22 protein-coding genes and 1 riboswitch are annotated in these 23,537 nt (G+C 71.5%); of the genes, 4 read left to right on the top strand and 18 right to left on the bottom strand.

Annotation, left to right across the window (positions count from 1 at the left end; all coding sequences use genetic code 11):
* Window positions 1-184 precede the first annotated feature (184 nt).
* The 4 genes from fxsA to ACWCP0_RS34545 all read right to left on the bottom strand — a co-directional run bounded on the left by fxsA (window position 185) and on the right by ACWCP0_RS34545 (window position 4,213).
* Window positions 185-766 (bottom strand): FxsA family membrane protein, encoded by a 582-nt coding sequence (gene fxsA, locus ACWCP0_RS34530; protein WP_451082700.1) that lies wholly within the window; start codon window positions 764-766, stop codon window positions 185-187.
* Window positions 767-812: 46 nt separating this feature from the next.
* Complete coding sequence (locus ACWCP0_RS34535; protein ID WP_451082701.1) at window positions 813-1,592, bottom strand: polyprenol monophosphomannose synthase; 780 nt, start codon at window positions 1,590-1,592, stop codon at window positions 813-815.
* Window positions 1,593-2,139: 547 nt separating this feature from the next.
* Window positions 2,140-3,762 carry an amidohydrolase gene (locus ACWCP0_RS34540; RefSeq protein WP_451082702.1) on the bottom strand — a complete coding sequence of 541 codons (1,623 nt, stop codon included), beginning with the start codon at window positions 3,760-3,762 and terminating at the stop codon, window positions 2,140-2,142.
* 10 nt (window positions 3,763-3,772) lie between these two features.
* Window positions 3,773-4,213: an Lrp/AsnC family transcriptional regulator gene (locus tag ACWCP0_RS34545; protein ID WP_451082703.1), complete on the bottom strand. Its 441-nt coding sequence runs from the start codon at window positions 4,211-4,213 to the stop codon at window positions 3,773-3,775.
* A 216-nt stretch (window positions 4,214-4,429) separates the two neighbouring features.
* Between ACWCP0_RS34545 and ACWCP0_RS34550 the strand changes: the two genes are divergently transcribed.
* A complete protein-coding gene (locus ACWCP0_RS34550) occupies window positions 4,430-4,834 on the top strand; it encodes a hypothetical protein (RefSeq protein ID WP_451082704.1) in 405 nt (134 codons plus the stop codon).
* Here the strand turns inward: ACWCP0_RS34550 and ACWCP0_RS34555 are convergent.
* Both ACWCP0_RS34555 and ACWCP0_RS34560 read right to left on the bottom strand, forming a co-directional pair.
* Complete coding sequence (locus tag ACWCP0_RS34555) at window positions 4,803-5,909, bottom strand: phosphotransferase family protein (RefSeq protein ID WP_451082705.1); 1,107 nt, start codon at window positions 5,907-5,909, stop codon at window positions 4,803-4,805. The two genes, ACWCP0_RS34550 and ACWCP0_RS34555, sit on opposite strands and share 32 nt — an antisense overlap.
* 559 nt (window positions 5,910-6,468) lie before the next feature.
* Entirely contained in the window at window positions 6,469-7,641 is a 1,173-nt protein-coding gene (locus ACWCP0_RS34560; protein ID WP_451082725.1) for an acyl-CoA dehydrogenase family protein, read from the bottom strand.
* Between the two features lie 367 nt (window positions 7,642-8,008).
* Here ACWCP0_RS34560 and ACWCP0_RS34565 point away from each other — a divergent pair, with 367 nt between their 5' ends.
* Entirely contained in the window at window positions 8,009-9,283 is a 1,275-nt protein-coding gene (locus tag ACWCP0_RS34565; protein WP_451082706.1) for a glycoside hydrolase family 18 protein, read from the top strand.
* A gap of 128 nt (window positions 9,284-9,411) precedes the next feature.
* Here ACWCP0_RS34565 and ACWCP0_RS34570 read toward each other — a convergent pair whose 3' ends face one another.
* Both ACWCP0_RS34570 and ACWCP0_RS34575 read right to left on the bottom strand, forming a co-directional pair.
* The gene (locus tag ACWCP0_RS34570) at window positions 9,412-9,579 is read right to left on the bottom strand and encodes an SCO1431 family membrane protein (protein ID WP_451082707.1); all 168 of its coding nucleotides are present in this window, start codon (window positions 9,577-9,579) and stop codon (window positions 9,412-9,414) included.
* Window positions 9,580-9,705: 126 nt separating this feature from the next.
* Window positions 9,706-11,085 (bottom strand): peptidase C39 family protein, encoded by a 1,380-nt coding sequence (locus ACWCP0_RS34575; protein WP_451082708.1) that lies wholly within the window; start codon window positions 11,083-11,085, stop codon window positions 9,706-9,708.
* A 246-nt stretch (window positions 11,086-11,331) separates the two neighbouring features.
* On the opposite strand from ACWCP0_RS34575, the gene ACWCP0_RS34580 reads away from it, so the two are divergent.
* Both ACWCP0_RS34580 and ACWCP0_RS34585 read left to right on the top strand, forming a co-directional pair.
* On the top strand, window positions 11,332-12,018 hold the full coding sequence (locus ACWCP0_RS34580; RefSeq protein ID WP_451082709.1) for a uridine kinase family protein: 687 nt from the start codon (window positions 11,332-11,334) through the stop codon (window positions 12,016-12,018).
* A gap of 318 nt (window positions 12,019-12,336) precedes the next feature.
* Window positions 12,337-14,238: an AAA family ATPase gene (locus tag ACWCP0_RS34585; RefSeq protein ID WP_451082710.1), complete on the top strand. Its 1,902-nt coding sequence runs from the start codon at window positions 12,337-12,339 to the stop codon at window positions 14,236-14,238.
* A gap of 67 nt (window positions 14,239-14,305) precedes the next feature.
* On the opposite strand, the gene ACWCP0_RS34590 is transcribed toward ACWCP0_RS34585, so the two are convergent.
* From ACWCP0_RS34590 to ribD, 10 genes are all read right to left on the bottom strand, one after another.
* Window positions 14,306-15,406 carry a hemolysin family protein gene (locus ACWCP0_RS34590; RefSeq protein ID WP_451082711.1) on the bottom strand — a complete coding sequence of 367 codons (1,101 nt, stop codon included), beginning with the start codon at window positions 15,404-15,406 and terminating at the stop codon, window positions 14,306-14,308.
* Window positions 15,403-16,734, bottom strand: a complete 1,332-nt coding sequence (locus ACWCP0_RS34595) for a hemolysin family protein (RefSeq protein WP_451082712.1) — start codon at window positions 16,732-16,734, stop codon at window positions 15,403-15,405. Before ACWCP0_RS34595 ends, ACWCP0_RS34590 begins: the two co-directional genes overlap by 4 nt.
* 184 nt (window positions 16,735-16,918) lie before the next feature.
* Window positions 16,919-17,377, bottom strand: a complete 459-nt coding sequence (locus tag ACWCP0_RS34600) for a PH domain-containing protein (RefSeq protein ID WP_451082713.1) — start codon at window positions 17,375-17,377, stop codon at window positions 16,919-16,921.
* Between the two features lie 14 nt (window positions 17,378-17,391).
* Window positions 17,392-18,240 carry an ATP phosphoribosyltransferase gene (hisG, locus tag ACWCP0_RS34605; RefSeq protein ID WP_451082714.1) on the bottom strand — a complete coding sequence of 283 codons (849 nt, stop codon included), beginning with the start codon at window positions 18,238-18,240 and terminating at the stop codon, window positions 17,392-17,394.
* Window positions 18,241-18,309: 69 nt separating this feature from the next.
* Window positions 18,310-18,582: a phosphoribosyl-ATP diphosphatase gene (locus tag ACWCP0_RS34610; RefSeq protein WP_351224319.1), complete on the bottom strand. Its 273-nt coding sequence runs from the start codon at window positions 18,580-18,582 to the stop codon at window positions 18,310-18,312.
* Window positions 18,583-18,615: 33 nt separating this feature from the next.
* Entirely contained in the window at window positions 18,616-19,101 is a 486-nt protein-coding gene (ribH, locus tag ACWCP0_RS34615) for a 6,7-dimethyl-8-ribityllumazine synthase (protein WP_451082715.1), read from the bottom strand.
* 38 nt (window positions 19,102-19,139) lie between these two features.
* Window positions 19,140-20,516, bottom strand: coding sequence for a bifunctional 3,4-dihydroxy-2-butanone-4-phosphate synthase/GTP cyclohydrolase II (locus tag ACWCP0_RS34620; RefSeq protein ID WP_451082716.1), 1,377 nt, complete (start codon window positions 20,514-20,516; stop codon window positions 19,140-19,142).
* On the bottom strand, window positions 20,513-21,163 hold the full coding sequence (locus ACWCP0_RS34625) for a nicotinamide mononucleotide transporter family protein (protein WP_451082717.1): 651 nt from the start codon (window positions 21,161-21,163) through the stop codon (window positions 20,513-20,515). The genes ACWCP0_RS34620 and ACWCP0_RS34625 overlap by 4 nt, the downstream gene beginning before the upstream one ends.
* The gene (locus ACWCP0_RS34630; protein ID WP_451082718.1) at window positions 21,160-21,768 is read right to left on the bottom strand and encodes a riboflavin synthase; all 609 of its coding nucleotides are present in this window, start codon (window positions 21,766-21,768) and stop codon (window positions 21,160-21,162) included. The genes ACWCP0_RS34625 and ACWCP0_RS34630 overlap by 4 nt, the downstream gene beginning before the upstream one ends.
* Window positions 21,769-22,827, bottom strand: a complete 1,059-nt coding sequence (gene ribD, locus ACWCP0_RS34635; protein WP_451082719.1) for a bifunctional diaminohydroxyphosphoribosylaminopyrimidine deaminase/5-amino-6-(5-phosphoribosylamino)uracil reductase RibD — start codon at window positions 22,825-22,827, stop codon at window positions 21,769-21,771.
* Window positions 22,828-23,041: 214 nt separating this feature from the next.
* Window positions 23,042-23,172, bottom strand: a riboswitch (FMN riboswitch).
* Between the last annotated feature and the right edge of the window lie 365 nt (window positions 23,173-23,537).

Raw genomic sequence — 23,537 nt, forward strand, 5'->3', positions numbered from 1 at the left:
AATCGCCCCCCCCCCCACAACACCATCTGACGCGGGGGGGGCGGCCGCCCCGTTTTGGTGGCCCCCCCCCCGCGGCTCTTCTCGTCTCTGCATGTCTCTCGCCTCGGCGACGCGAACGCGCCGACCGCGAGGACCCACCGACCGTGCGGCCCGTCCGGGTACAGGGACAGGGCGCACACGCGGATCAGGGGGTCAGCGGAGGGCGCGAGCCCTCGTCCCGGCGGGGCGGTGTGGGCCGCACGTCCTCGCGGATGACCTCACCCTGCACGACCTTTCCGTCAGGACGGTGAATACGGGCCTGCCGGAAGGCATCGCCGAGGGAACCGGGAGCGGCCTGCCGCATTTTGCGCTCCAGCGACTTCTCCGCGTACCGCCCCAGAGCCGCACGGACCGGCGGAACGAGCAGCAGCAGACCTGCGGCGTCGGAGATCAGTCCGGGCAGCATCAGCAGGAGTCCGCCCAGCATCAGGAAGCCGTTGCCGCTGCCCGGGCGGCCCTCGGAGGCCGTGGGCACGACGCCCGACTGCTGCTGCTGGAGGGTTTCGGTGAGGCTGCGGAAGGCGCGGCGTCCGGCCCGCTTGATGACCACGGCGCCGAGCACGCCGCCGCCCACGAGCAGAGCGAGCACGGTCAGTCCGCCGGCCGCTCCGGCGACGACCGTCAGCAGCCAGATCTCCAGCACCAGCCAGGCGGCGATGCCGAGCGGAAGGAGGGTACGGGCGCGTGAGCGCCGGGGGGCGGTCGGTGTCTGTACGCCGGTCGTCATGTCCCCAGTGTGCCTGGGTGCCCGCCCGAGTGGCGTAAAGACGGGATCAGGACGGGCGCTTGGCTGAGCCCCGGCCCAGGAGCCGGTTGGCGCGCGAGCCGATGCCCCAGGCGGTGACCCGCCACAGCGCCTCGACGAGGATGTCCCTGCTCATCTTGGAGTCGCCGCGCTCACGCTCGACGAACGTGATCGGGACCTCCACGACATGGAAGCCGGCGCCCACGGCGCGGCGGGCGAGGTCGACCTGGAAGCAGTACCCGGCGGAGGCCACGTCCTCCAGGCCGAGGCCTTCCAGGGTCTCCTTGCGGAAGGCGCGGAAGCCGCCGGTGACATCACGGATCGGGACGTCGAGGAGCACGCGGGAGTAGAGGCTGCCGCCGCGGGAGATGAACTCACGGGACTTGGGCCAGTTGACGATCCGGCCGCCGGGCACCCAGCGGGAGCCGAGGACGAGGTCGGCGCCCTTGAGCGCGGTGAGCAGCCGGGGCAGTTCCTCGGGCTGGTGGGAGCCGTCGGCGTCCATTTCGACGAGGACGCCGTAGCCGTGCTCGATGCCCCAGCGGAAGCCCGCGAGGTACGCGGCGCCGAGCCCTTCCTTGCCCTTGCGGTGCAGGGCGTGCACCTGGGCGTCGTCACCGGCGAGCTCGTCGACGATCTTGCCGGTGCCGTCGGGGCTGTTGTCGTCGGCGACCAGGATGTCGGCCTCCGGCACCGCGGCACGGACCCGCGAGACGATCGGCTCGATGTTCTCCGCCTCGTTGTAGGTCGGGATGATCACCAAGGCTCTGCCGAGCGGGCCGTACCGCCTCTGACCACCGTCGTTCACTGCTGCCCCTAACGTCCGTACGCAGGGACCCACCATAGCGAGCGCCGGTGACGTCGCCACGTCGGCACGGACGAACAGGAGAACGTCGCCACGTCGGCACGGACGAACGGCAGAACGGATCGGGACCCGGCGTCCTTCGGGCCGGCCTGGGACCCGCCGGCTGCGGGTCGACCGAGTGCCGTTGTCTACTGAACGCCGGGCCCCACCCGGGTCGCACCTTCCCCCGAGCTCCTGCGGAGCAGGGAGGACCCCCCACCGGCCGCAACCTTCCCTCGCCCCCGAGGCGCGGGCGCTGAACCTGGCTCCCAGTGGTGGCGCGCCGGTGCGGCGCACCACCCCATGACCCAGCGGCGTTCGACGACTGCGTGGAGGTTCGACCGGTCGGACGTCCTGTGGTGGACCCGCCGAACCTACCGGCCCTCGGCAGCAGTCTGTCAACAGTCGTGTGATCTGCGGCGATTGACCGAATCGGCTGGTCAGTGACGAAGATCCGCAGGTCGCGACCGAGCCGTCGGCGCGTCGATCGGCGGTGCGAAATATCCCGATGTCACTCGTTCGGTCGTACGTAGACCGTTTGTCCGAAGACCACGGTTCGCAGGCATACCGGAAGGGCCGTGCCCGGGGTGAGATCGGGCAGGCCAGGGGTGCCGGAACGGGGGTCGGTGGACCAGCGGGCGACCCGGTCGTCGGGGGCCTGGACGACGAGTTCGCCGGTGCGCCAGATCGCGTAGTCGGCGGGCGCTCCCGGCACCAGGGTGCCCGCGTCGTCCCGCCCGATCGCCCGCCAGCCGCCCCGGGTGTGGGCGGTGAACGCGGCGCGCACGGAGATCCGGTGCTCGGGCGTGCGGTGGAAGGCGGCGGCGCGGACCGTGCCCCAGGGGTCGAGCGGGGTCACCGGGCTGTCCGAGCCGAAGGCCAGCGGGACACCGGCGCGCAGCAGCGCGGCATACGGGTTGAGCGTGCGGGCGCGCTCGATGCCGAGGCGCTGGGCGTACATCCCCGTGTCACCGCCCCAGGCCGCGTCGAAGGCGGGCTGCACGGACGCGGTGAGCCCGTACTCGGCGAAAGCGGCGACGGTCTCCGGGGTGAGCATCTCGGCGTGCTCGACGCGGTGCCTCCCGGCCCGGATGCGGGCGAGGCCCAAGGCCGACGCGGCCGCCCGCATGCCCTCGACGACGTTGCCGATCGCGTGGTCGCCGATGGCGTGGAAGCCGGCCTGCAGTCCGGCCTCGGTGCAGGCCGTGACATGGGCGGCCACGGCCGCCGCGTCGAGGTGGGCGACTCCGGAGTGCGGGGCGTCGGCATAGGGCTCGTGGAGGCAGGCCGTGTGCGAGCCCAGCGAACCGTCGGCGAAGAGGTCGCCGGCCGCGCCGACGGCGCCGAGGGCGCGCGCCCGTTCCACGTCCGTGTCGGCCCAGTACCCGACGACGCGCGGACCCGGCTCGTCGGAGGCGGCCTTGAGGAGGCCGACGAAGTCGTCCTCGGACGAGATGTCCGGCCCGGCGCACTCGTGAACGGTCCCGATGCCCAGGGATGCGGCGTGCCGGAGCGCGGCCCGCTGGGCCGCGGCCCGCTGCTCGGGAGAGACAGCGGCGTACGCGGCGGAGCGCACGGCGTGGTGGGCGTCTCCGGTCAGCGGCTCACCGTCGCGGAACCCGGACATGCCCCGGACGCCCGGCACCAGGTCCAGCAGGGCGGTGGTGACGACGGCGGAGTGGACGTCGACACGGGTGAGATAGAGCGGGCGGCCGCCGGTCAGGTCGTCGAGCTCGTCGCGGCGGGGCGGCCGCCGCTCGGGCCAGCGGGAGGCGTCCCAGCCGTGCCCGATGAGGATGCGGTCGGCGGGCCGGGCCGCGGCGTAGGCGGCGACGCGGTCCGCCGCCTCGACGAGCGAGGCGGCTCCGGACAGGTCGAGGCCGGTGAGCGCGAGCCCGGTGGCCGTGGTGTGCACGTGCGCGTCCACGAACGCGGGGGTGACCAGGCCACCTTCCAGGTCGACGACCTCGTCGACACCGGATGCGAAGGCGTCCGCCGCCCCCTCGGAGCCCACCCAGGCGATGTGCCCGCGCTCCACGACCATGGCGGTCGCGAACGGATCGGCGGGGCTGTGTACCTCACCGCCGCGCAGCAGCACGGTGCGGTGTTCGGCAGGGGGTGCGCTCTCACTCATGGGGAACAGCCTAGATTCGCGGCGGCCGTGCCTCGTACGGGGTGGAGAGCACCACGGTCGTCCGGGTGGACACGCCGGCCAGCGAGCGGATCTGCCCGAGCAGCTCCTCCAGCTCCAGCGGAGTGGCCACACGGACCTTGAGGATGTAGTTCTCGTCGCCTGCGACGCTGTGGCAGGCCTCGATCTCGGGCACGCCGGCGAGCCGCTCGGCGATGTCGTCCGGGGCGCTGGGGTCGAAGGGTTTCACCGAGATGAACGCCGTGAGCGGCAGACCGACCTCTTCCGGCTCCACGACGGCCGCGTACCCGCGGATGACGCCGCGCTGCTCGAGTCGACGGACGCGCTGATGCACCGCCGAGGTGGACAGGCCCGTGGCCTTGCCCAGGTCGGTGTAGCTCATACGCCCGTCCTTGACGAGCAACTCGACGATCCGACGATCCAGCTCCTCCATGCGGGTCAACCTATTGCCCCAGGTCGCCTCCGGCACAGTCGGGTGCACGGCCGGATGTCCTGTGGACCGGCACCTGCGGCGGGCATGTGACGAACGCCACAGACCCAGGACCGGGTCGTTCGAGACCTCACGGTTACCTGCCGGGCCCGGAGGGAAGTGCTTGGTGTGGTCGAGGCCGCAAGAGCCTGGTCGGCCCACCCGAGGGGGAGAATCTCCATGCAGAGTGTGAAGCGCACCGGACGTACCGAACCGGAGCCTCTTGAATCCGTCGCGTCCCCGGAGGAAGACGAGTTCGACGCCTACGACACCTTCGAGATGTACCGGGTGATCTGCCCGGACTGCGCGCAGCCGATCGCGCTGCTCGCCGACGAGGACGCGCTGCCCGAGCACGCGCTGTGCCCCACGCCGTGGAACCCGTTCGTGCTGTCGGTGTGTGCCGGGACCGGCCGGCCGGCCGCGGACTCGCGGCCCGCCGACGACTCGCTGGAGGTCCAGGAGCAGGACACCGCGCTCCTGTTGACGCTCCCGCAGGGGCTCGACTGGCGGACGCAGCCCTTCTCGCACGTGGGCGGCCCGGGTTCGCGCCCCATCAAGGTGCCCCCGATGCGGCGGGCGGCCTGAGCCACCAGTCGTACGTTCCGTGCACCATGGCGGCGAGGCTGTCGTGGTGCAGGATCATCCGGTCCGGGTTGTCCGGCACCTCCACCTCCTTGAAGTGCACCTGGCGGTAGGCCACGCGCAGCATCACGATGGCGTGCCGCAGGGCCGCGTAGAGGGTGTAGAAGTCCATGTCGCGCGGTGTGTGGCCGGTCAGTTCGGCATAGCGCCGCTCGATGCGCTCGCGGCGCAGGAACTCCGGCAGTCCCGCCTGCCCGAAACCGACCGTCAGGTCCTGGAAGAAGCGGTGCAGGTAGACCGTCCAGCCGAGGTCGACCTCGCGCGGGGCGAGCGCGGCCATCTCCCAGTCCAGCACGGCAGCGGGCGTGAAGCCGTCGTAGACGATGTTGCCGATCCGGGCGTCGCCCCAGTTCTGTACGGCGGGGCCCTCGTCGGCGGGCCACTGTGCCTCCAGCCGGTCGAAGGCGCGCTCGATGAGGGATGAGCGCGGCAGTCCGTCCACGACCCAGGCGTAGTACACGCGTTGGGCGTCGACGTGGCGTCTCAGGGCACCTGCCCCGGCGCCCGCGACCGGGTACTGATCGTGGAGCCGGGCGATGAGGGAGATGGTGGACTCCTCCAGCGCCGCACGTTCGGCGTCGGTCGCCGAGTGCAGCCAATTGCCCTCGTACGTATAGGGCATGACGTCGGGCGGCACGCGTCCGTCGACCCGCTCCATGACGAAGAACGGCGCGCCGTGCGGCGCCGGGTCCTCCTCCAGCCAGAGCACGCGCGGCACGGGCAGATCGGTGTGCCGTGCGACGTCGCGCATCGTCTCGTACTGCGCGCGCAGATCGTAGACGGGGAAGACCGTGTACGCGTCCGGGTCGGCCGCGAGGCGCAACGCGCAGGCGCGCAGCGGCGGTTCGGGATGGTCGATGTCGAAGAGCAGGGTCTCGCTGGACATGCCGTTGGACCCGGGCACACGGATGTCGGCGACCCGGGCTCCGGGCAGCCGGGCGTCCAGCCAGGCGCTCAGGCGCCGAGCGAGCTCCGCGGGCTCGCGGGTGGTGGTGCGGGGGCGCGGTGCGGTGGGCATGGCGGTGCTCCTCGCGGGTGGGCCGACGGGTGGACGGGCGGATGGTGCGGGCGGATGGTGCGGGCGGATGGTGCGGGTTGGGGCACCTGCGGTGGGCCGCGCCGCGGAGCCGCACAGTGGGCACGGCCCCGTCCCGGCCCCGCGCCGGGAACCGGGTCCGCGGGAGCTCCGGCAGCGCTCAGAGGCCGCCAGGGGCACCCCGGGACGCGGCGGGGACGACCTCGGGGCCCCTTCCGCGTCCCTTCGGTTCCACCCCGGCCCGCGTTGACCCCTGACGGTTACGGCACGAACTGGCGCCCGAATCGGCGTGACGGTGACCCGGTGCGGCCGACGCGCGTTTTGACGGTCATGACGCCGCAGTACCCCCCGGGCGGCCCGAGCCGCCGGCGCCTGACGACACCACGTCAGGAAGAATCGGTTCCGCACTCCGCGGATCCGCCCATCTACCGTGACCTGATGCAGCACTGGGCGAGCGCGGGCCGGACCCTGCCGGGCCGCCGCGACCAGGAGTGGAACAGGCTCACGGCGGCGCCGGCATGGACGCAGCGGACCGGCTGGGTCAGTGGGACTCTGGCCCAGCGAGGTGACGGGCGATGACCATGCGCTGGATCTGATTGGTGCCCTCCACGATCTGGAGCACCTTGGCCTCGCGCATGAGCCGCTCGACCGGGAAGTCCGCGGTGTAGCCGTATCCACCGAGGATCTGCACCGCGTCCGTGGTCACCTGCATCGCGGCGTCCGTGCAGAACAGCTTGGCCATGGCGGCCTGCCGGGAGAACGGCCGGCCCGCGTCGCGCAGCCGGGCGGCGGCGAGATACAGCGACCGGCCTGCCTCGACCTTCGTCGCCATGTCGGCGATCATGAAGCGCAGCCCCTGGAAGTCCGCGATGGGGCGGCCGAACTGCTGCCTGCCGGTGGCGTACGCCACCGCCTCGTCGAGCGCCGCCTGGGCGACGCCGATGGCGCAGGCAGCGATGCCGAGGCGCCCCGAGTCCAGCGCCGCGAGCGCGATCGCGAAGCCCTGCCCCTCCTCGCCGATACGGCGCGAGTCAGGGACGCGTACGCCGTCGAAGTGCAGCTGGGCCGTGGGCGAGCCCTTCATGCCCATCTTCTTCTCGGGCGGGGCTGCACTCAGGCCCTCCGCGTCACCGGCTACCAGGTACGCCGTGATGCCCCGCGCGCCCTCGCCGCCCGAGCGGGCGAGGACGGTGTAGAAGTCGGCGACCCCGCCGTGCGTGATCCAGGCCTTGGTGCCGGTGAGGACCCAGTCGTCACCGTCGCGCACCGCCTTCGTACGCAGGGATGCGGCGTCCGAGCCGGAGGACGGCTCGGAGAGGCAGTAGGCGCCCAGCAGTCCGCCGCCGAGCATCGCGGGAAGGTGCTCGCTCTGTTGCTCCTTGGTGCCGTAGGTGGCCAGGGCGTGGCAGGCGAGGGAGTGGACGCTGACGCCGAGTCCGACCGTGAGGCGGGCGGCGGCGAGCTCCTCGAGCACCTGGAGGTACACCTCGTACGGCTGGTCACCTCCGCCGTACGCGGAGTCGTACGGCAGGCCGAGCAGACCGGAGTCGGAGAGCAGCGAGAACGTGTCGCGCGGGAAACGGCCCGCGTCCTCCTCCTCGGCCGCGCGGGGCGCGATCTCCCGTTGGGTGATCTCTCGGACCAGGGCGATGAGGTCCCTGGACTCCTCGGTGGGCAGCGTGCGGTCCACCGGCTGCGGGGCGCGGTCGGGCATTACGGCGCTCTCCTCCCTGTCGGGCGCTGCGGCGGTCACGCGCGAAGGGTAGGGCGGCGCCGCCGGATGTCACCTGGTGCGCCGATGCTGCCCTCCCGGATCACGGAAGTGGCTGACCAGCGGCTGTGGCGGGTTGAGTATGCCCGATCCGGGGGCGTCCGTCACGGGGTGGAATATCACCTTCCGCTTTCCGCGCCCCACGTCGACGCCGCTCGGGCGCCCCTCGAACACTCTTCGAAATTGGTCCGAACCATTGACCCAACTGGTCTAGTCCTTCTACCGTCCCCTGGAGCATGACCGGTTCATGCCATGTCTGCACGGCAGCACCTTCCCCCCACACGCTCTCCCTCCCCCACGAGGAGACACGATGCTCGGATCCCCACCCCCACGCACCCGCCTGCGGGCACTGATCGCCGGCGTCTGTACGGCCGTGCTGGCCGCGGGCCTGCTCGGCGGCGCCGGCACCGCCACCGCAGGCGAGACCACCGCGAGCGCCACGACGGCCGCCGCGCCCGCCGCTGCCGAAGCAGCGCCCAGGGCCGGATCCAAGGTGGTCGGCTATTTCACCAACTGGGGCGTATACGGCCGCAATTACCACGTCAGGAACATCGAGACCTCCGGCTCGGCGAACAAGCTCACCCACATCAACTACGCCTTCGGCAATGTCACGGGCGGCAAGTGTGTGATCGGTGACTCCTTCGCGGACCACGAGAAGGCGTACACGGCCGACCAGTCCGTGGACGGCGTCGCCGACACCTGGGACCAGCCGCTGCGCGGCAGCTTCAACCAGCTGCGCAAGCTCAAGAAGCTGCACCCGAACCTCAAGGTCATCTGGTCCTTCGGCGGCTGGACCTGGTCGGGCGGCTTCACCGAGGCGGCGAGGAACCCGGCGGCCTTCGCCGAGTCCTGCCACAGCCTTGTCGAGGACCCGCGCTGGGCCGACGTCTTCGACGGCATCGACATCGACTGGGAGTACCCCAACGCCTGCGGGCTGTCCTGCGACACCAGTGGCCGTGACGCCTTCAAGAAGCTGATGTCGGCGCTTCGGGCGAAGTTCGGCACATCGAACCTCGTCACCGCCGCGATCACGGCCGACGCGAGCAGCGGCGGCAAGATCGACGCCACGGACTACGCGGGAGCCGCCCGGTACGTCGACTGGTACAACCCGATGACGTACGACTTCTTCGGCGCCTGGGCCGCCCAGGGGCCGACCGCCCCGCACTCCCCGCTCACCTCGTACACCGGCATCCCGCAGCAGGGCTTCGACACGGACGCGGCGATCACGAAGCTCAAGGGCCTCGGCGTCCCGTCGGGCAAGCTGCTGCTGGGCATCGGCTTCTACGGGCGCGGCTGGACCGGTGTGACACAGAAGGCCCCGGGCGGCACGGCGACCGGGCCGGCCCCGGGCACGTACGAGCAGGGCATCGACGACTACAAGGTGCTCAAGACCAAATGCCCCGCCAACGGGACGGTGGCGGGGACGGCGTACGCGCACTGCGGCACGCAGTGGTGGAGCTACGACACCCCCGCGACCATCGCCGGGAAGATGACGTACAAGAACCAGCAGGGCCTGGGAGGCACGTTCTTCTGGGAGCTCAGCGGTGACACGGCGAACGGAGAGCTGATCAAGTCGATCAGCTAGTCGTGCCCCGGAAGGACCGGAGGGGGCGGGGAGCGGGTCGGCTCCTTGCCCCCTCTGTCATGCCCCGCCGCCCTCTGTCATGCCCCGCCGCCGTGTCCCCGCGACGGGGAGCGAGGGGACGAGGACGGTCAGAGCAGTCCGGCCTGGGTGACGAGCATCGCGAAGACGATCACGAGGGTCCAGCCCAGGATGTGCTCGAGGATCTTGGGGCCGTCGTCCTTGGGGCCTCCGGTGCGGGCCCGGGTCGCGGTGGCGGTGGTCGCGGTCATGGCTGCTCGCTCGGTCGTCGTGGTCATGGACGTCCCCCCGTGCGCATCCCCCACGCCCTCGGGGTGCAGGGGGAGTAACCGCTCCACAGTGCCAGGCCCACCGCCCCGCGGGCAGTGACATCGGTCACCACCCGCGGGGCGGGAGCGCGCGTGTCAGCGGATGCCGAGGGCGGCAAGCGCCTTGCTCTGCGCGGATGTCGGGTGCTCGGGCCAGTAGAGATAGCAGACGCCGCCTGTGCCGGACACCACGTTCCCGCTCGCGTTGTACCGCTTGGTACGGAGCCAGATGTTCTCCCACTCGCGGCGCCGGTAGACCCGGCGGACGGCCTCGTTGCCCGGAGACGCCGGATCGTTCGCGATGACATCGCCGGACGCGGTGAAGCCGACGACGGTCATCAGATGGCCGGAGGTGCCGTACCCGGCGCCCGTCAGCTCCTCCTTGAGGAACGACTGTGACGTTATGGCCGGAATCCCGGCCCGGACGAGGTTCTCCAGCTCGCCGAGCGACCGCAGCCGGGTCACCACGGCGTTCATGTCCCGGTACGTGGCCGCGTAGGCGGCGTTGAAGGGCCAGTTGCCGCAGCCCTCGTACTGGTAGTCGAAGGTGTGCCGGGCCGCGTGGCAGACCTGGGGGTCGGCGAAGGCGGGGTTGACCCAGGCCAGGTCCTCGGCGGTCGGCTTCCGTCCCCAGTACTCGATGATCATTTGCGACGACGTGGGGCTGCACCAGGCCTCTCCGCCGTTGTCGTACTCGGGGTACTGGCCGACGTGTGTGTTCTGCGAGTACCGCGGCACGGCCAGTTCGCGGGCGAGGCGGGGCGTGGACGCGGGCACGGTGAAGCGGTCCGGGATGTCGGACGCCATGGCCCCGACGCGCCACACCGTGGGGGTGAGGCCCGTGCCGGGCGCGCGGTAGAGGGTGAGGCGCAGTCGGTACGAGGCGAGCCGCAGCCCGCTCGACGGGTCGTCCATGGAGAAGGTGTCGGTCCAGATGGTGCTTCTGCCGTCGGTCTGGTCGTCGACGGAGGTGCGGCGGATGTCGCGCTCGCCGTCGCCGGAGGTCCAGCGGCCCATGACGAACCAGGGGGTCGCGGTGCCGTCCGAGTAGGCACCCGAGAGCTCCACCTGGAGCCAGGTGCCGGACGGCGTCCGGGCGTTCCAGGAGGCGATGACCTCGGTGGCGGGCACGGAGGGCCGGTGCACCGGCGAGGTCCAGGTCGCATACTCCCAGACCGTGGTCCTCCCCGTGTGCGGGTCGGCGTATTCGGTGCGGCCGACGGGGGCCGCGATCACCAGCGCGGCCCGGTGGCCGGCGACGGCGTGGGTGCCGGCCTGCTCGCCCTGCCGCCAGTCGGAGTGGGAGGTCCAGAAGCGGTTGTCGACGAGCCTGCCGGCGGCACCGCGGGCCGGGGCCTGCGCCCGGCCCGCGGTGGTGGCGGCCGTCGTGGGCGCCGCCTGGGACACCGAGGCCGCACCGGCCGCGGCGGCCAGGGCGGCGGTCAGGACGGTTCTGCGCGTAGCGGGTCGGGGCATGGGACCTCCGTCTCGGCGCGCGACAGTCTCGCGGCGCGCATGGGGCGCGGACGGGAGCGCTCAGGGCGCACCCGGCCGGCGCGCACGGGTCGTGGCGGTGGGGCAACTCCCGGCAACTATCCCGGTTCCCGTACGGCTTCTGCCAGCCATTCACGCCGTGCCGCGCGACCAATATTGGTCTTGACCAGTGGCATGAGCTGCGACGACCGTCACCCTCATGGCCCAGGGGCCCTTAGGGTGACCCCTATGAGCCCCGCCGTCCCCCTCGATCCCGACCGCGCCGCCGCCGGGCTTCGCGCCCTGCCGCCGTCCTGCGGCCCGGTTCGGCTGATCGCGATCGACGGACACGCCGGCTCGGGCAAGAGCACCCTGGCCGGCCTGCTCGCCGATGCGCTCGCCGGCGCTCCCGTGCTCCATCTCGACGATCTCGCCACGCACGACGAACTGTTCGAGTGGACCGGCCGGCTGCTCGATCAGGTGATCGGGCCGCTGTCACGGGGCGAGAGCGCGCTCTACGAGCCGTACGACTGGAATCTGCGCCGCTTCGGCACACCGCGCCCGCTGCCCGCCGAGCCCGTCGTCCTCGTCGAGGGCGTGGGGGCGGGCCGGCGCGCGCTGCGGCCTCACCTCGCCCGGCTGCTCTGGATGGACCGGGGCCCCCGGGAGTCCTGGGTGCGCGGGCGGCACCGCGACGGGCCGGCGCTCTCCGGCTTCTGGGACGCGTGGATCGAGGCGGAGACACGCCACTTCGCCGACGATCCCTCGCACCCCTTCGCGGACACCCTGGTACGGGAGCGGTCAGAGGGGTACGAGTGGCTCCCGGGACCTGGGACGACAGCGGGACCGAGTCATTTCCTCACGGAGCGTGACGGCCCTTCCTTCCGTACCGAGCAGTCGGACATCCGCCCCGGCGAGTGCCCCAACTCTGCTTGACCCAAGGGCCATACAGGTCTTACGTTCTCAATGTGCGGCTTTCCGAAGTCGCCCAGGCGCGAGGCCCCCGGTTGTTCCCCCGTGATCGGGGGCTTCGTTCTGCCGTCGCCCCACTCTCCCGGTGCCATCACCGCCGCCCAGTGCTCACCCTGGGTCACCGTCTGCGGGACGCTCGCGACACCCTTAATCACCCGCCCCCTGCGCAGGTACGATGCCCTTCGGTGCGGTCAATTCCCGTCCGCGAGAAGGTGGTTCGGCACGCTCCGACGGGCGCCCGCCCGGCGGGATGGCACGGGGGCACGGTATGTGGGGGACCCGATGGACATCGGCACGCACGGCGCGCTGGCTCCGGCCGACCTCGCCTGGGTGCGCGGCGTGGACGCCTACACCATGGGCGCCTATCCGCAGGCCGAGGAGGAATTCAGGACCGCGGTGCGGCTCGACCCCGGAATGGCGGACGGCTGGCTCGGCCTCCACGCGCTGCGCGTGGACACCACGACCGCGCTGCTGCGGATGTACCGCAACAGGGAGCGCTTCGGCGAGCAGCGGGCCCGCCACCGGCGCACGCTGAACTCCTGGTACTGGCTGGGCTGGTGGGTGCAGCCGGTCCTCGAGAGCCCGCGCGACCTCCTGCTCGCACACGCCTCCCACTGGCTGGACGGCCGCCATGTGCCGGAGCTGGACCGGGCCCTCGCCGGTCTGCCGCCCGTCGACACCGATCCCCAGGTGCGCTTCCTGCACGCCTGCCGCTCGTATCTGGTCAAGGACTGGGAGCAGCTCGTGCGGCACACCGCGCCGCTCGTGAACGATCCTCTGCTCGGCATCGAGGCCGGGCTCTTCGGCGGGATGGCGCGGGTCCGGCTGGAGATGTACGGGCAGGCCGAACCGCTGCTGTCCGCGGCGCTGATGCGCTGCCGCAGCGAGCAGCCGCAGCGCAAGGAGCTGCGCTACTGGCTGGCACGCGCCCATGAGGGCACCGGCCGTACAGCGGCGGCGCTGCCGCTGTACCGGGCGGTGCACCGGGTCGACCCGGCGTTCATGGACACCTCGGCACGGCTGGCGACGATCGCCGAGTACGACGGGATGGAGGGGCCCGACGAGCCGGCCGGGCTCGCCGCGGTGTCGCTGGCGGGCGCGGGCCTCGGGCAGGACTCGGTGGACGCGCAGTCCGAGGCCGAGCCCCCGCTCGTGCCCGAGCCGCGGTTCGGCACCGATCCGCAGGCGACGCAGTTCGGCTCCGCCGCCCCGGCCGCGCCCGCCGACGGCGTACGGGAGAAGGCGACCGTACCCGCCCAGTCGGCCGCGCCCCAGTACCCAGCGGGCCCCACCGACCCGGTGCTGCTCGCCGACGCACTGGCTGAGCTGGAGCGGATGGTGGGCCTGGAACCGGTGAAGCGGCAGGTGAAGGCGCTGTCCGCGCAGCTGAACATGGCCCGGTTGCGGGCCGGCCAAGGGCTGCCGGTACAGCCCCCGAAACGCCACTTCGTCTTCTCCGGTCCCTCCGGCACCGGCAAGACGACCGTGGCGCGCATCCTCGGCCGGGTCTTCTACGCCCTCGGGCTGCTAGGCGGCGACCATCTGGTGGAGGCGCAGCGGTCCGACCTGGTCGGGGAGTTCCTCGGCCAGACGGCGGTGAAGGCGAACGAGCTGATCGACTCGGCGCTCGGTGGGGTGCTCTTCGTGGACGAGGCGTACTCCTTGTCCAACACGGGCTACAGCAAGGGCGACGCGTACGGCGACGAGGCCCTGCAGGTGCTGCTGAAGCGCGCCGAGGACAACCGCGACCACCTCGTGGTCATCCTGGCCGGCTATCCGGAGGGCATGGACCGGCTGCTCGCCGCCAATCCCGGGCTTTCCTCCCGCTTCACGACGCGGGTCGACTTCCCCTCGTACCGTCCCCTGGAGCTCACCGCGATCGGCGAGGTGCTCGCCGCGGCGAACGGCGACCTGTGGGACGAGGAGGCCCTGGACGAGCTGCGCTCGATCAGCGGCCATGTGGTGGACCAGGGCTGGATCGACGAGCTGGGCAACGGCCGCTTTCTGCGCACCCTGTACGAGAAGAGCTGCGCCTACCGGGACCTGCGGCTCTCCGGCTATGCCGGCACACCGACCCGTGAGGACCTGGCGACGCTGCGGCTCCCCGATCTGATGCAGGCGTACGGGGAGGTCCTTTCGGGTCGCGGCCCGGTGGACCGCGACCCTCAGGACCCCGCGGTGTGACACGGCGGTCGGGGGTCGGCTCCCGACTGACGTGAAGCCCGCGTTCAGCGGGCCCGCGTGTCCGTGCTCACACGCCGGACGGGCTCAAAGGCTGAACCTCCACCATTTCCTCGGCCCGCCGTGGTGCCGGTGCAGGAGCGCGGTGGGCCGGGTCCCGGACCTCGCCCACCAGCATCTCCAGCACGTCCTCCAGGGCGACGAGGCCCAGCACCCGCCCCGACGCGTCGGCGACCTGGGCGAGATGCGTGGCCGCGCGGCGCATCACGGTGAGGGCGTCGTCCAGCGGCAGCTCTGCCCGCAGCGTGGCCATCGGCCGCCAGATGTGCTGCGGCACGGCCCGCTCGCAGTCCTCCAGGTCAAGGACGTCCTTGACGTGGAGGTAGCCCATGAACGGTCCGCCGCCCTCGCCACGCACCGGGAAACGGGAGTAGCCCGTGCGTACGGTCAGCTCCTCGATCTGGTGGGGCGTCACCGACGGCGGCACGGTCACCAGGGCCGAGCGGGCGATGAGGACGTCCGTCACCGGGCGGCTGCCCAGCTCCAGCACGTCCTCGAGCCGGTCCTGCGACTCACGGTCGAGCAGACCCGCCTGGCCCGCGTCCTCCACCAGCCGGCCCAGCTGGACACTGGTGAAGACCGCCTCGACCTCGTCCTTCGGCTCCACCCGGAACAGCCTCAGGACCAGCCGGGCACACGCCCCGAGCCCCACCGTCACCGGGCGGCACAGCCGGGCGAAGCCGACGAGCGCCGGGCTGAGCCACAGCGCGGTCTTCTCCGGGGCGGCCATGGCCAGGTTCTTCGGGAGCATCTCGCCGATGACGAGATGGAGGAAGACGACGACGGCGAGGGCGATGACATAGCCGAGCGGATGGATCAGCGCCTCGGGGACCTGAACGGCGTGGAAGACCGGCTCCAGGAGGTGGGCCACGGTCGGCTCGGCCACGGCGCCGAGCGTCAGCGAGCAGACGGTGATGCCGAACTGCGCGGCGGCCATCATCTCCGGCAGGTTCTCCAGCCCGAACAGTACCTGCCGGGCCCGCGAGGACCCTTCTGCCGCGAAGGGCTCGATCTGGCTGCGCCGTACGGACACGAGGGCGAACTCGGCGCCGACGAAGAAGCCGTTCGCGAGCACGAGCAGCAGCGCGAACAGCAGTTGGAGGACGCTCATCGGGCGCCCTCCGCGACATCTGCGGTACGCACGAGCTTGACGCGTTCCGCACGGTAACGGTCCACCTGGCGCACGGACAGCCGCCAGCCGGGCAGCTCCGCCCTGTCGCCCGGGGCCGGGATCCGGCCGAGCAGATCGGCGACGAGCCCGGCGACGGTCTCGTAAGGACCGTCGGGCACCTCGAGGCCTATCCGCCGCAGCGTGAGGACCCGGCAGCTGCCGTCGGCCTCCCAGGCGGGGTGGCCGTCCTCGGGAGCGACGGGGGCCAGCTCGGGCGCTCCGTCGCCCTCGGCGTCGTGCTCGTCGCGGACCTCGCCGACGAGCTCCTCGACGATGTCCTCCAGGGTGACGACGCCCGCCGTGCCGCCGTACTCGTCGACGACGACGGCGATGGGCTGCTCGCTGCGCAGCCGCTCCAGCAACTGCCGCACCGGAAGGGTCTCGGGCACCAGCAGCGGGGGCACGGCGATGCGGCCGACCGGGGTGCGCTGTCGCTGGTGCGCCTGCACGGCCAGCGCGTCCTTCAGATGGACCATGCCGACGACCTCGTCGATGCGGTCCCGGTAGACGGGGAAGCGCGACAGGCCGGTGGCGCGGGTCAGGTTGAGGACGTCCGCCGCGGTCGCGTCGGACTGGAGCGCGCTCATCTTCACCCGCGGGGTCATGACGTGCTGGGCGGTGAGATGGCCCAGCGACAGGGTCCGTACGAACAGATCCGCCGTGTCCTGCTCCAGCGCACCGGCGCGGGCCGAATGGCGGGCGAGGGAGACCAGCTCGCCGGGGGTGCGGGCGGATGCCAGCTCCTCGGCCGGCTCCACGCCGAGCGCCCGCACGAGGCGGTTGGCGACGGCGTTGAGCAGCGCGATCACGGGCCGGAAGACGGTCGCGAAGCCGTGCTGCGGGCCGGCCACGAAACGGGCGACCTGCATCGGCCGTGACACCGCCCAGTTCTTGGGGACGAGTTCGCCGACCACCATCTGGACGGCGGACGCGAGCAGCATGCCGATCACGACCGCGACACCGGGGACGATCCCGTCGGGTATCCCCGCAGCCGTCAGCGGTCCGTCGAGCAACTGGGCGAGCGCCGGCTCGGCGAGCATGCCGACGACGAGGGAGGTGATGGTGATGCCGAGCTGGGTGCCGGACAGCTGGAACGACAGCTCGCGCAGGGCTCGTACGACGCTTCTCGCGCGGTGGTCGCCCTCCGCGGCGGCGCGCTCGGCGTCCGCGCGCTCCACGGTGACGAGGCCGAACTCGGCGGCCACGAAGAAACCGTTGGCGAGGATGAGAAGGAATGCCGCACAGAGCAGCAGTAGCGGGATGATCATGCCGCCGCCTCCATGGAGGGGGCGGCGCAGGTACTACCGGACGATCCGTCCATTGCCGGAGATTGTCACTCCTCGGGTCGCAGGTGCCTCACGGGCCGTCGTCGGCCACGCAGGTGTGAGGCGGAGGCGCACTCGGCGCCTCCGCCTCCAGAGTAATCACGACCTCGCCCCACTGGGCAGGGGCTCAGCCGTTGTCGGTGCCGGTGCCGCGGGATTCCGCGAGGGCGCGCAGCGCCCGTGCGTCCCGGATGGCGTGCTGCCGGGCGATTCCCGGCTGGATACCGAGGACCGGCAGGCTCGTTCCGTCACTCAGATCGAGGAAGACCCAGGGGTCACCCGAACGGAGGTTGACACGGATGATCTCCGCCCACTCGAGCCGACGCCTGCGGGTCAGGTTGACGATTGTGACGCCCTGCTCGTCGGCGACGACCTTGGGGCGGCCGAGCAGGGCCAGTACGCCGAAGAAGAGCAGCGCGGTGAGGACGAAGCTGATCCGCTCGCCCGTCGTGACCTTCTCCAGCGCAAAGGCGACTGCGGTGATCACGGCGAACATCACCGTCCCCACGGACAGCAGGACGACCCGGGTGCGGGTCGGCCTGAACGTCACGGGGAGGGCGGGGAGTTCCTGTTGTTCGACAGACATTGAACGAGTCGCTCTCAGAGACGGCAGGCGTGGATCGCCGTGGTCAGGATCGCGCGGGCGCCGAGCTCGTACAGATCGTCCATGATCCGCTGCGCTTCCTTCGCCGGGACCATCGCGCGGACGGCGACCCAGCCCTCGTTGTGCAGCGGGGAGACGGTCGGCGACTCCAGGCCCGGGGTGAGGGCGACGGCCTGCTCCAGGTTCTCGACACGGCAGTCGTAGTCCATCATCACGTAGCTGCGAGCCACGAGGACGCCCTGGAGGCGGCGCAGGAACTGCTGGACCTTGGGGTCGTCGGCCTTCGCACCGGTGCGGCGGATGACGACGGCCTCGGAGGTGAGGATCGGCTCGCCGATGATGCCGAGGCCGGCGTTGCGCAGACTGGTGCCGGTCTCCACGACATCGGCGATGACCTGGGCGACGCCCAGCTCGATCGCGGTCTCGACGGCGCCGTCGAGGTGGACGACCGCTGCGTCGATGCCGTTGTCCGCGAGGTGCTTGGCGACGATGCCCTCGTACGAGGTGGCGATCGTCAGCCCGCCGAAGTCCTCGACGCCGGAGGCGGTGCCGGGCTTGGTGGCGTAGCGGAAGGTGGAGCGGGCGAAGCCGAGCTGGAGGATCTCCTCGGCGTTGGCGCCGGAGTCGAGGAGCAGGTCGCGGCCGGTGATGCCGATGTCGAGGCGGCCCGAGCTGACGTAGATCGCGATGTCCCGGGGGCGGAGGTAGAAGAACTCGACCTCGTTCTCCGGGTCGACCAGCACAAGCTCCTTGGAGTCCTTGCGCTGGAGGTAGCCCGCCTCATGGAGCATCTCCCCCGCAGGTCCGGACAGTGAACCCTTGTTGGGGACGGCGATGCGCAGCATGAGGTGGGCTTCCTTCGCTCGGGATTCCGGGAGAGTGTGAACCTGTGTGAACCAGTCTGAGCAGTGTGCTCAGAGATGGGCGTAGACGTCATCCAGGGAGATGCCCCGGGCGACCATCATCACCTGTACGTGGTAGAGCAGCTGCGAGATCTCCTCGGCAGCCGCTTCCTTGCCCTCGTACTCGGCGGCCATCCAGACCTCTGCGGCCTCCTCGACGACCTTCTTGCCGATGGCATGGACGCCCTTGTCCACGAGTTCGGCGGTGCGGGAGGTGGCGGGATCGCCGTTGGCGGCCTTGTGCTGGAGCTCGACGAAGAGCTCCTCGAACGTCTTCTTGGACATGGTGGTCACACCCTACGCGGAAGTGGGCTCTCCTCAGCGCCAGGGTTCAGATACTGAACGCAGCGTGGTCGCGGTGGCGACGGCGGCGGTGACCGCCTCGTGTCCCTTGTCCTCGTTCGAGCCCTCCAGGCCGGCCCGGTCGAGCGCCTGCTCCTCCGTGTCGCAGGTCAGTACGCCGAAGCCGACGGGAACGCCCGTGTCCAGGGAGACCTGCATGAGGCCCTGGGTGACGCCCTGGCACACGTACTCGAAGTGGGGCGTGCCGCCACGGATGACGACACCGAGCGCGACGATCGCGTCGTAGCCGCGGTCGGCGAAGACCTTGGCGACGACGGGAAGCTCGAAGCTGCCGGGGACCCGCAGCAGGGTCGGCTCGTCGATGCCGAGCTCGTGCAGGGCGCGCAGGGCGCCGTCGACGAGACCGTCCATGATCTTCTCGTGCCACTGGGCCGCGATGACGGCCACGCGGAGGTCTCCGCAGTTGCGTACGGACAGTTCGGGTGCGCCCTTGCCGCTCACTTTTCTCCTCGAAATGCTGTTGTCACTCGTTTTGCGTCTTACTGGTTGCCGCAGGTGGGGACGGTGGCGCCGTCCAGCCAGGGCAGGTCGTGCCCCATCCGGTCCCGCTTGGTGCGCAGATACCGGAGGTTGTGTTCGCCCGGCTGCACCGGCATCGGCTCGCGGCCGTCGACCTTCAGGCCGTGCCGCACCAGCGCGGTGATCTTGTCGGGGTTGTTGGTCATCAGCCGGAGGCTGCGCACACCGAGGTCGTCGAGGATCTGCGCGCCGGCGGCGTAGTCGCGGGCGTCGGCGGGCAGGCCGAGTTCCAGGTTCGCGTCGAGCGTGTCGCGCCCGCGCTCCTGGAGCTCGTACGCCCGCAGCTTGGACAGCAGGCCGATCCCGCGGCCCTCGTGACCGCGGAGATAGACGACCACGCCGCGGCCCGCCTCGGTGATGCGCTCCATGGAGGCCTGCAGCTGGGGGCCGCAGTCGCACCGCAGCGAGTGGAAGATGTCGCCGGTCAGGCACTCGGAGTGGACCCTGACCAGGACGTCCTCGCCGTCGCCGATGTCGCCGTGGACGAGCGCGACGTGCTCGACGCCGTCGACGGTGGAGCGGTAGCCGTACGCCGTGAACGCGCCATGCGCCGTGGGCAGGTTGACCTCGGCCTCGCGGCGCACGGTGGGCTCGGAGCTGCGGCGGTAGGCGATCAGGTCTTCGATGGAGATGATCGTAAGGCCGTGCTTGCGCGCGAACGGGATCAACTCGGGCAGCCGGAGCATCACACCGTCCTCGCCGGCGATCTCGACGATCGCACCTGCGGGGCGCAGTCCGGCGAGCCGGGCGAGATCGACGGCGGCCTCGGTGTGACCGTTCCGCACGAGCACACCGCCGGGCTTGGCCCGCAGCGGGAAGACATGCCCGGGGCGGACGAAGTCGGACGGCTCGGCGCTGCCGCTCGCCAGTAGCTGGAGAGTGGCGGCCCGGTCGGCGGCGGAGATGCCGGTGGTCACGCCGTACCGGGGAGCGGCGTCGACGGAGACGGTGAAGGCCGTGCTCATCGACTCGGTGTTGTGCTCCACCATCTGCGGCAGCCGCAGCCGCTCCAGTTCGTCGCTCTCCATGGGCGCGCAGATCAGTCCGCGGCACTCGCTCATCATGAAGGCGACGATCTCGGGCGTGGCCTTCTCGGCGGCGATGACGAGGTCGCCCTCGTTCTCGCGGTCCTCGTCGTCGACGACCACGACGGGACGGCCGTCGGCGATGTCACGGATGGCCTGCTCGACGGGGTCGAGGGCGAAGTCCTGGGCGCTGTCGTCGTCCGTCGGGTACCAGGTGCGAGCCGAAGGGGCGGTGCGACGGGGGTCCCCCCAGGCCGACGGCTCTGGGGAATCCTCGGGCGGGGCGGTGGTGGGAGACGGGCGGGCGGTCATGCCGGTGCTCCTTCCAGAGAGGGGTCGGCGCTGCGCCGGGAGCGCAGCCACCAGTCGCGCATGCCCCACAGGACGAGCGCGCCGTAGATCACGTAGACGAAACCGGAGAAGGCGTAGCCGTTGGCGAAGTTCAGGGGAACGCCGACGAGGTCGACGAGCAGCCAGGCGAACCAGAACTCGACCATGCCGCGGGCCTGGGCGTACATGGCGACGAGCGTGCCGACGAAGATGTACGCGTCGGGCCAGGGGTCCCACGACAGCTTCGGGTACGCGGTGAAGAGCGTCGCGACGGCGACGGTGCCGAGGGCCGCCGCGGCCACCATGATCCCGCGCTCGCGCCAGGTGGCGAACCGTACGCCGATCGAGCCGTCCTGGGCCTGCTGCCGGCCGCGGCTCCACTGCCAGAAGCCCCAGGCGGCGACGGCCATGACGACGACCTGCTTGCCGGCACTGCCGGTCAGGTTCGGGGCGAAGGCGACGAAGAGGACGGCACCGGCCAGGAACTGCGCCGGCCAGGTCCATATGGAGCGCCGCCAGCCGAGGGCGAGGGCGGTCAGGCCGATGGTGTTGCCGATCATGTCGGACCAGATGACGTGCTGTCCGAAGGCCGTGAACGCCTCGGAGTTGAGCCATCCGACGGCGCTCACTCGGCGCTCCTCTCGGCGTCGGAGCCGAGCAGCCGCTCGACGTACTTGGCGATGACGTCGACCTCGAGGTTGACCGGGTCGCCGGGCTGCTTGATGCCGAGCGTGGTCAGGGCGAGCGTGGTGGGGATGAGGCTGATGGTGAAATAGTCACGGCCGGCGTCGACGACGGTGAGGCTGACTCCGTCGACGGTGATGGAGCCCTTCTCGACGACGTACCGGCTGAGCTCCGCGGGAACGGAGATCCTGACGATCTCCCAGTTCTCGGACGGCGTGCGCGCGACAACGGTGCCCGTGCCGTCGACGTGACCCTGCACGATGTGCCCGCCGAAGCGGCCGTCGGCCACCATGGGCCGCTCCAGGTTGACCCGGGAGCCGAGGTCGAGGGCCCCGAGGCTGGAGCGCTTCAGCGTCTCGGCCATCACATCGGCCGTGAACTCGCCGTCGGCGGTGTCGACGACGGTGAGGCAGACGCCGTTCACGGCGATGGAGTCGCCGTGCTTGGCCCCTTCGGTGACCACGGGGCCGCGCAGGCGGAAGCGGGAGGAGTCGCCGAGTTTCTCCACGGCGGTCACCTCACCCAGCTCTTCGACGATTCCGGTGAACACTCAAGCTCCCTTGGGGACGGGCTGTACGGCCGCGGTGATGCGCAGGTCGGGACCGACGCGGACGGTCTCGGTCACATCGAGCCGCAACGCTTCGGTGATGGTGGTGATTCCGGCGTCGGCGAGGGCCGCGCGGCCCTCGCCGAGGAGCACGGGGGCGAGATAGCCGACGACGGTGTCGACGGCTCCCGCGGAGACGAAGGACCCGGCGAGGGTGGGGCCGCCTTCGAGGAGTACGGAGCGGACGCCACGCTCGTGCAGCGCGGCCAGCAGGGCGGGGACGGAGAGGCCGCCGCCGTCCCTGGGGAGCCGCACGACGTCGGGCAGGTCGGTCTCGGCGTCCTCGGCGACCGCGATCAGGGTCGGCGCGGCGTCGTCGAGGACGCGGGCGCCGGGCCTGACGGCGGTGGCGTCGGTGTCGACGACGACGCGCAGGGGCTGTACGGCGCCGTCGACGCCGCGGACCGCGAGGTGAGGGTCGTCGGCCCGGGCGGTGCCGGAGCCGACGACGACCGCGTCGGCCTCGGCGCGCAGCCGGTGGACGTCGGCGCGGGACTCCGCGGAGCTGATCCAGCGGCTGGTGCCGTCGGCGGCCGCGATACGTCCGTCGAGGGTGGCGGCGTACTTCCACAGCACGTACGGGCGGCCGACGCGGACGGAGGTGAGCCAGGCGATGTTGCCGGCTTCGGCCTCGTCCGCGAGCAGCCCGGCCTCGACGTCGACCCCGGCCGCCCGCAGGGTGTCGGCACCGCCGGTGGCCTGCGGGTTCGGGTCGGCGACCGCGTACACGACCCGGGCGATCCCGGCGGCGACGAGCGCCTGGGCACACGGGCCGGTGCGGCCGGTGTGGTTGCAGGGTTCGAGGGTGACGTATGCGGTGCCGCCGCGTGCGCGGTCGCCCGCGGCGCGCAGGGCGTGGATCTCGGCATGCGGGCCGCCGGCACGCTGGTGGAACCCCTCACCCACCGGCTGTCCGGACGCGTCGGTGATGACGCAGCCGACGACCGGGTTGGGGCTGGTGGAGCCGAGTCCGCGGGCGGCGAGCCCAACGGCTCGGCGCATGGCGTCCACTCCGCCGGAGCTTCGCCTGGGGATGTCCCCAACTGCGGTGGCCACCGGGTCCTCCTGCCTCTTCGGGCACGGACTCCGGGGCTGTCGATGACGACAGAGAAAGCGGAGCAACGCCGGAACGCCGAGCCCGAGCAACCGACCGCCCGCGGGAACTCCCGTGAGGACGATCAGCCACAGACGGCCGACGGACCACGAGGGTCGCCCGCCGCGCACTGCCTCCCATCCGGACTTTCACCGTCGGTCCAGGAATTTCACCTGGTCAACCGGCCGCTGGATGCGGACGGGTCGCGGACTGTAACCGCCGGTTCGGAATTACACCGACCCCGGAGTGCGCTGCTGCTGATACAGGGCCAGTGTGCCACGCCCGGCCGTAAGCCATGCAGGTGAACCGGTGTGGGCTGGCTCACAGCCGACAGTGACGGGGCCGTCACACGGGGCTTCGCGCCGTCGTCACCCGCCCGCCGTGACCATCCGGCGCGGGATTGATCCAGACCTATTGACCGGAGTGGTCTAGTCCTCTTAGTCTCTGCGTCACTCCCGGAGGGAGACGGCCGGCGGGTGTACAGAAAGGCCCAACACGCCCCGAAATCCTGTCCGTTGACGCCCGGCGGGCACGGCGTGCGCTCGCGAGAACGCCCGGCGGCGGTTCCCGGCCCTTGCCGCCGCCGGGTCCTCGGCCGCCGGTCGCCGGCCGTCGGCGG

The sequence above is a fragment of the Streptomyces sp. NPDC001970 genome (assembly GCF_053594115.1).

Bases quoted from the DNA above. Each gene is read 5' to 3' on its own strand.
- ACWCP0_RS34620 (WP_451082716.1), bottom strand. From the start codon at position 20,516: ATGACCGCCCGCCCGTCTCCCACCACCGCCCCGCCCGAGGATTCCCCA.
- ACWCP0_RS34575 (WP_451082708.1), bottom strand. From the start codon at position 11,085: ATGCCCCGACCCGCTACGCGCAGAACCGTCCTGACCGCCGCCCTGGCC.
- ACWCP0_RS34570 (WP_451082707.1), bottom strand. From the start codon at position 9,579: ATGACCACGACGACCGAGCGAGCAGCCATGACCGCGACCACCGCCACC.
- ACWCP0_RS34600 (WP_451082713.1), bottom strand. From the start codon at position 17,377: ATGTCTGTCGAACAACAGGAACTCCCCGCCCTCCCCGTGACGTTCAGG.
- ACWCP0_RS34585 (WP_451082710.1), top strand. From the start codon at position 12,337: ATGGACATCGGCACGCACGGCGCGCTGGCTCCGGCCGACCTCGCCTGG.
- ACWCP0_RS34555 (WP_451082705.1), bottom strand. From the start codon at position 5,909: ATGCCCACCGCACCGCGCCCCCGCACCACCACCCGCGAGCCCGCGGAG.
- ribD (WP_451082719.1), bottom strand. From the start codon at position 22,827: ATGCGCCGAGCCGTTGGGCTCGCCGCCCGCGGACTCGGCTCCACCAGC.
- hisG (WP_451082714.1), bottom strand. From the start codon at position 18,240: ATGCTGCGCATCGCCGTCCCCAACAAGGGTTCACTGTCCGGACCTGCG.
- ACWCP0_RS34550 (WP_451082704.1), top strand. From the start codon at position 4,430: ATGCAGAGTGTGAAGCGCACCGGACGTACCGAACCGGAGCCTCTTGAA.
- ACWCP0_RS34540 (WP_451082702.1), bottom strand. From the start codon at position 3,762: ATGAGTGAGAGCGCACCCCCTGCCGAACACCGCACCGTGCTGCTGCGC.
- ACWCP0_RS34545 (WP_451082703.1), bottom strand. From the start codon at position 4,213: ATGGAGGAGCTGGATCGTCGGATCGTCGAGTTGCTCGTCAAGGACGGG.
- ACWCP0_RS34590 (WP_451082711.1), bottom strand. From the start codon at position 15,406: ATGAGCGTCCTCCAACTGCTGTTCGCGCTGCTGCTCGTGCTCGCGAAC.
- ACWCP0_RS34560 (WP_451082725.1), bottom strand. From the start codon at position 7,641: ATGCCCGACCGCGCCCCGCAGCCGGTGGACCGCACGCTGCCCACCGAG.
- fxsA (WP_451082700.1), bottom strand. From the start codon at position 766: ATGACGACCGGCGTACAGACACCGACCGCCCCCCGGCGCTCACGCGCC.
- ACWCP0_RS34565 (WP_451082706.1), top strand. From the start codon at position 8,009: ATGCTCGGATCCCCACCCCCACGCACCCGCCTGCGGGCACTGATCGCC.
- ACWCP0_RS34595 (WP_451082712.1), bottom strand. From the start codon at position 16,734: ATGATCATCCCGCTACTGCTGCTCTGTGCGGCATTCCTTCTCATCCTC.
- ACWCP0_RS34610 (WP_351224319.1), bottom strand. From the start codon at position 18,582: ATGTCCAAGAAGACGTTCGAGGAGCTCTTCGTCGAGCTCCAGCACAAG.
- ACWCP0_RS34580 (WP_451082709.1), top strand. From the start codon at position 11,332: ATGAGCCCCGCCGTCCCCCTCGATCCCGACCGCGCCGCCGCCGGGCTT.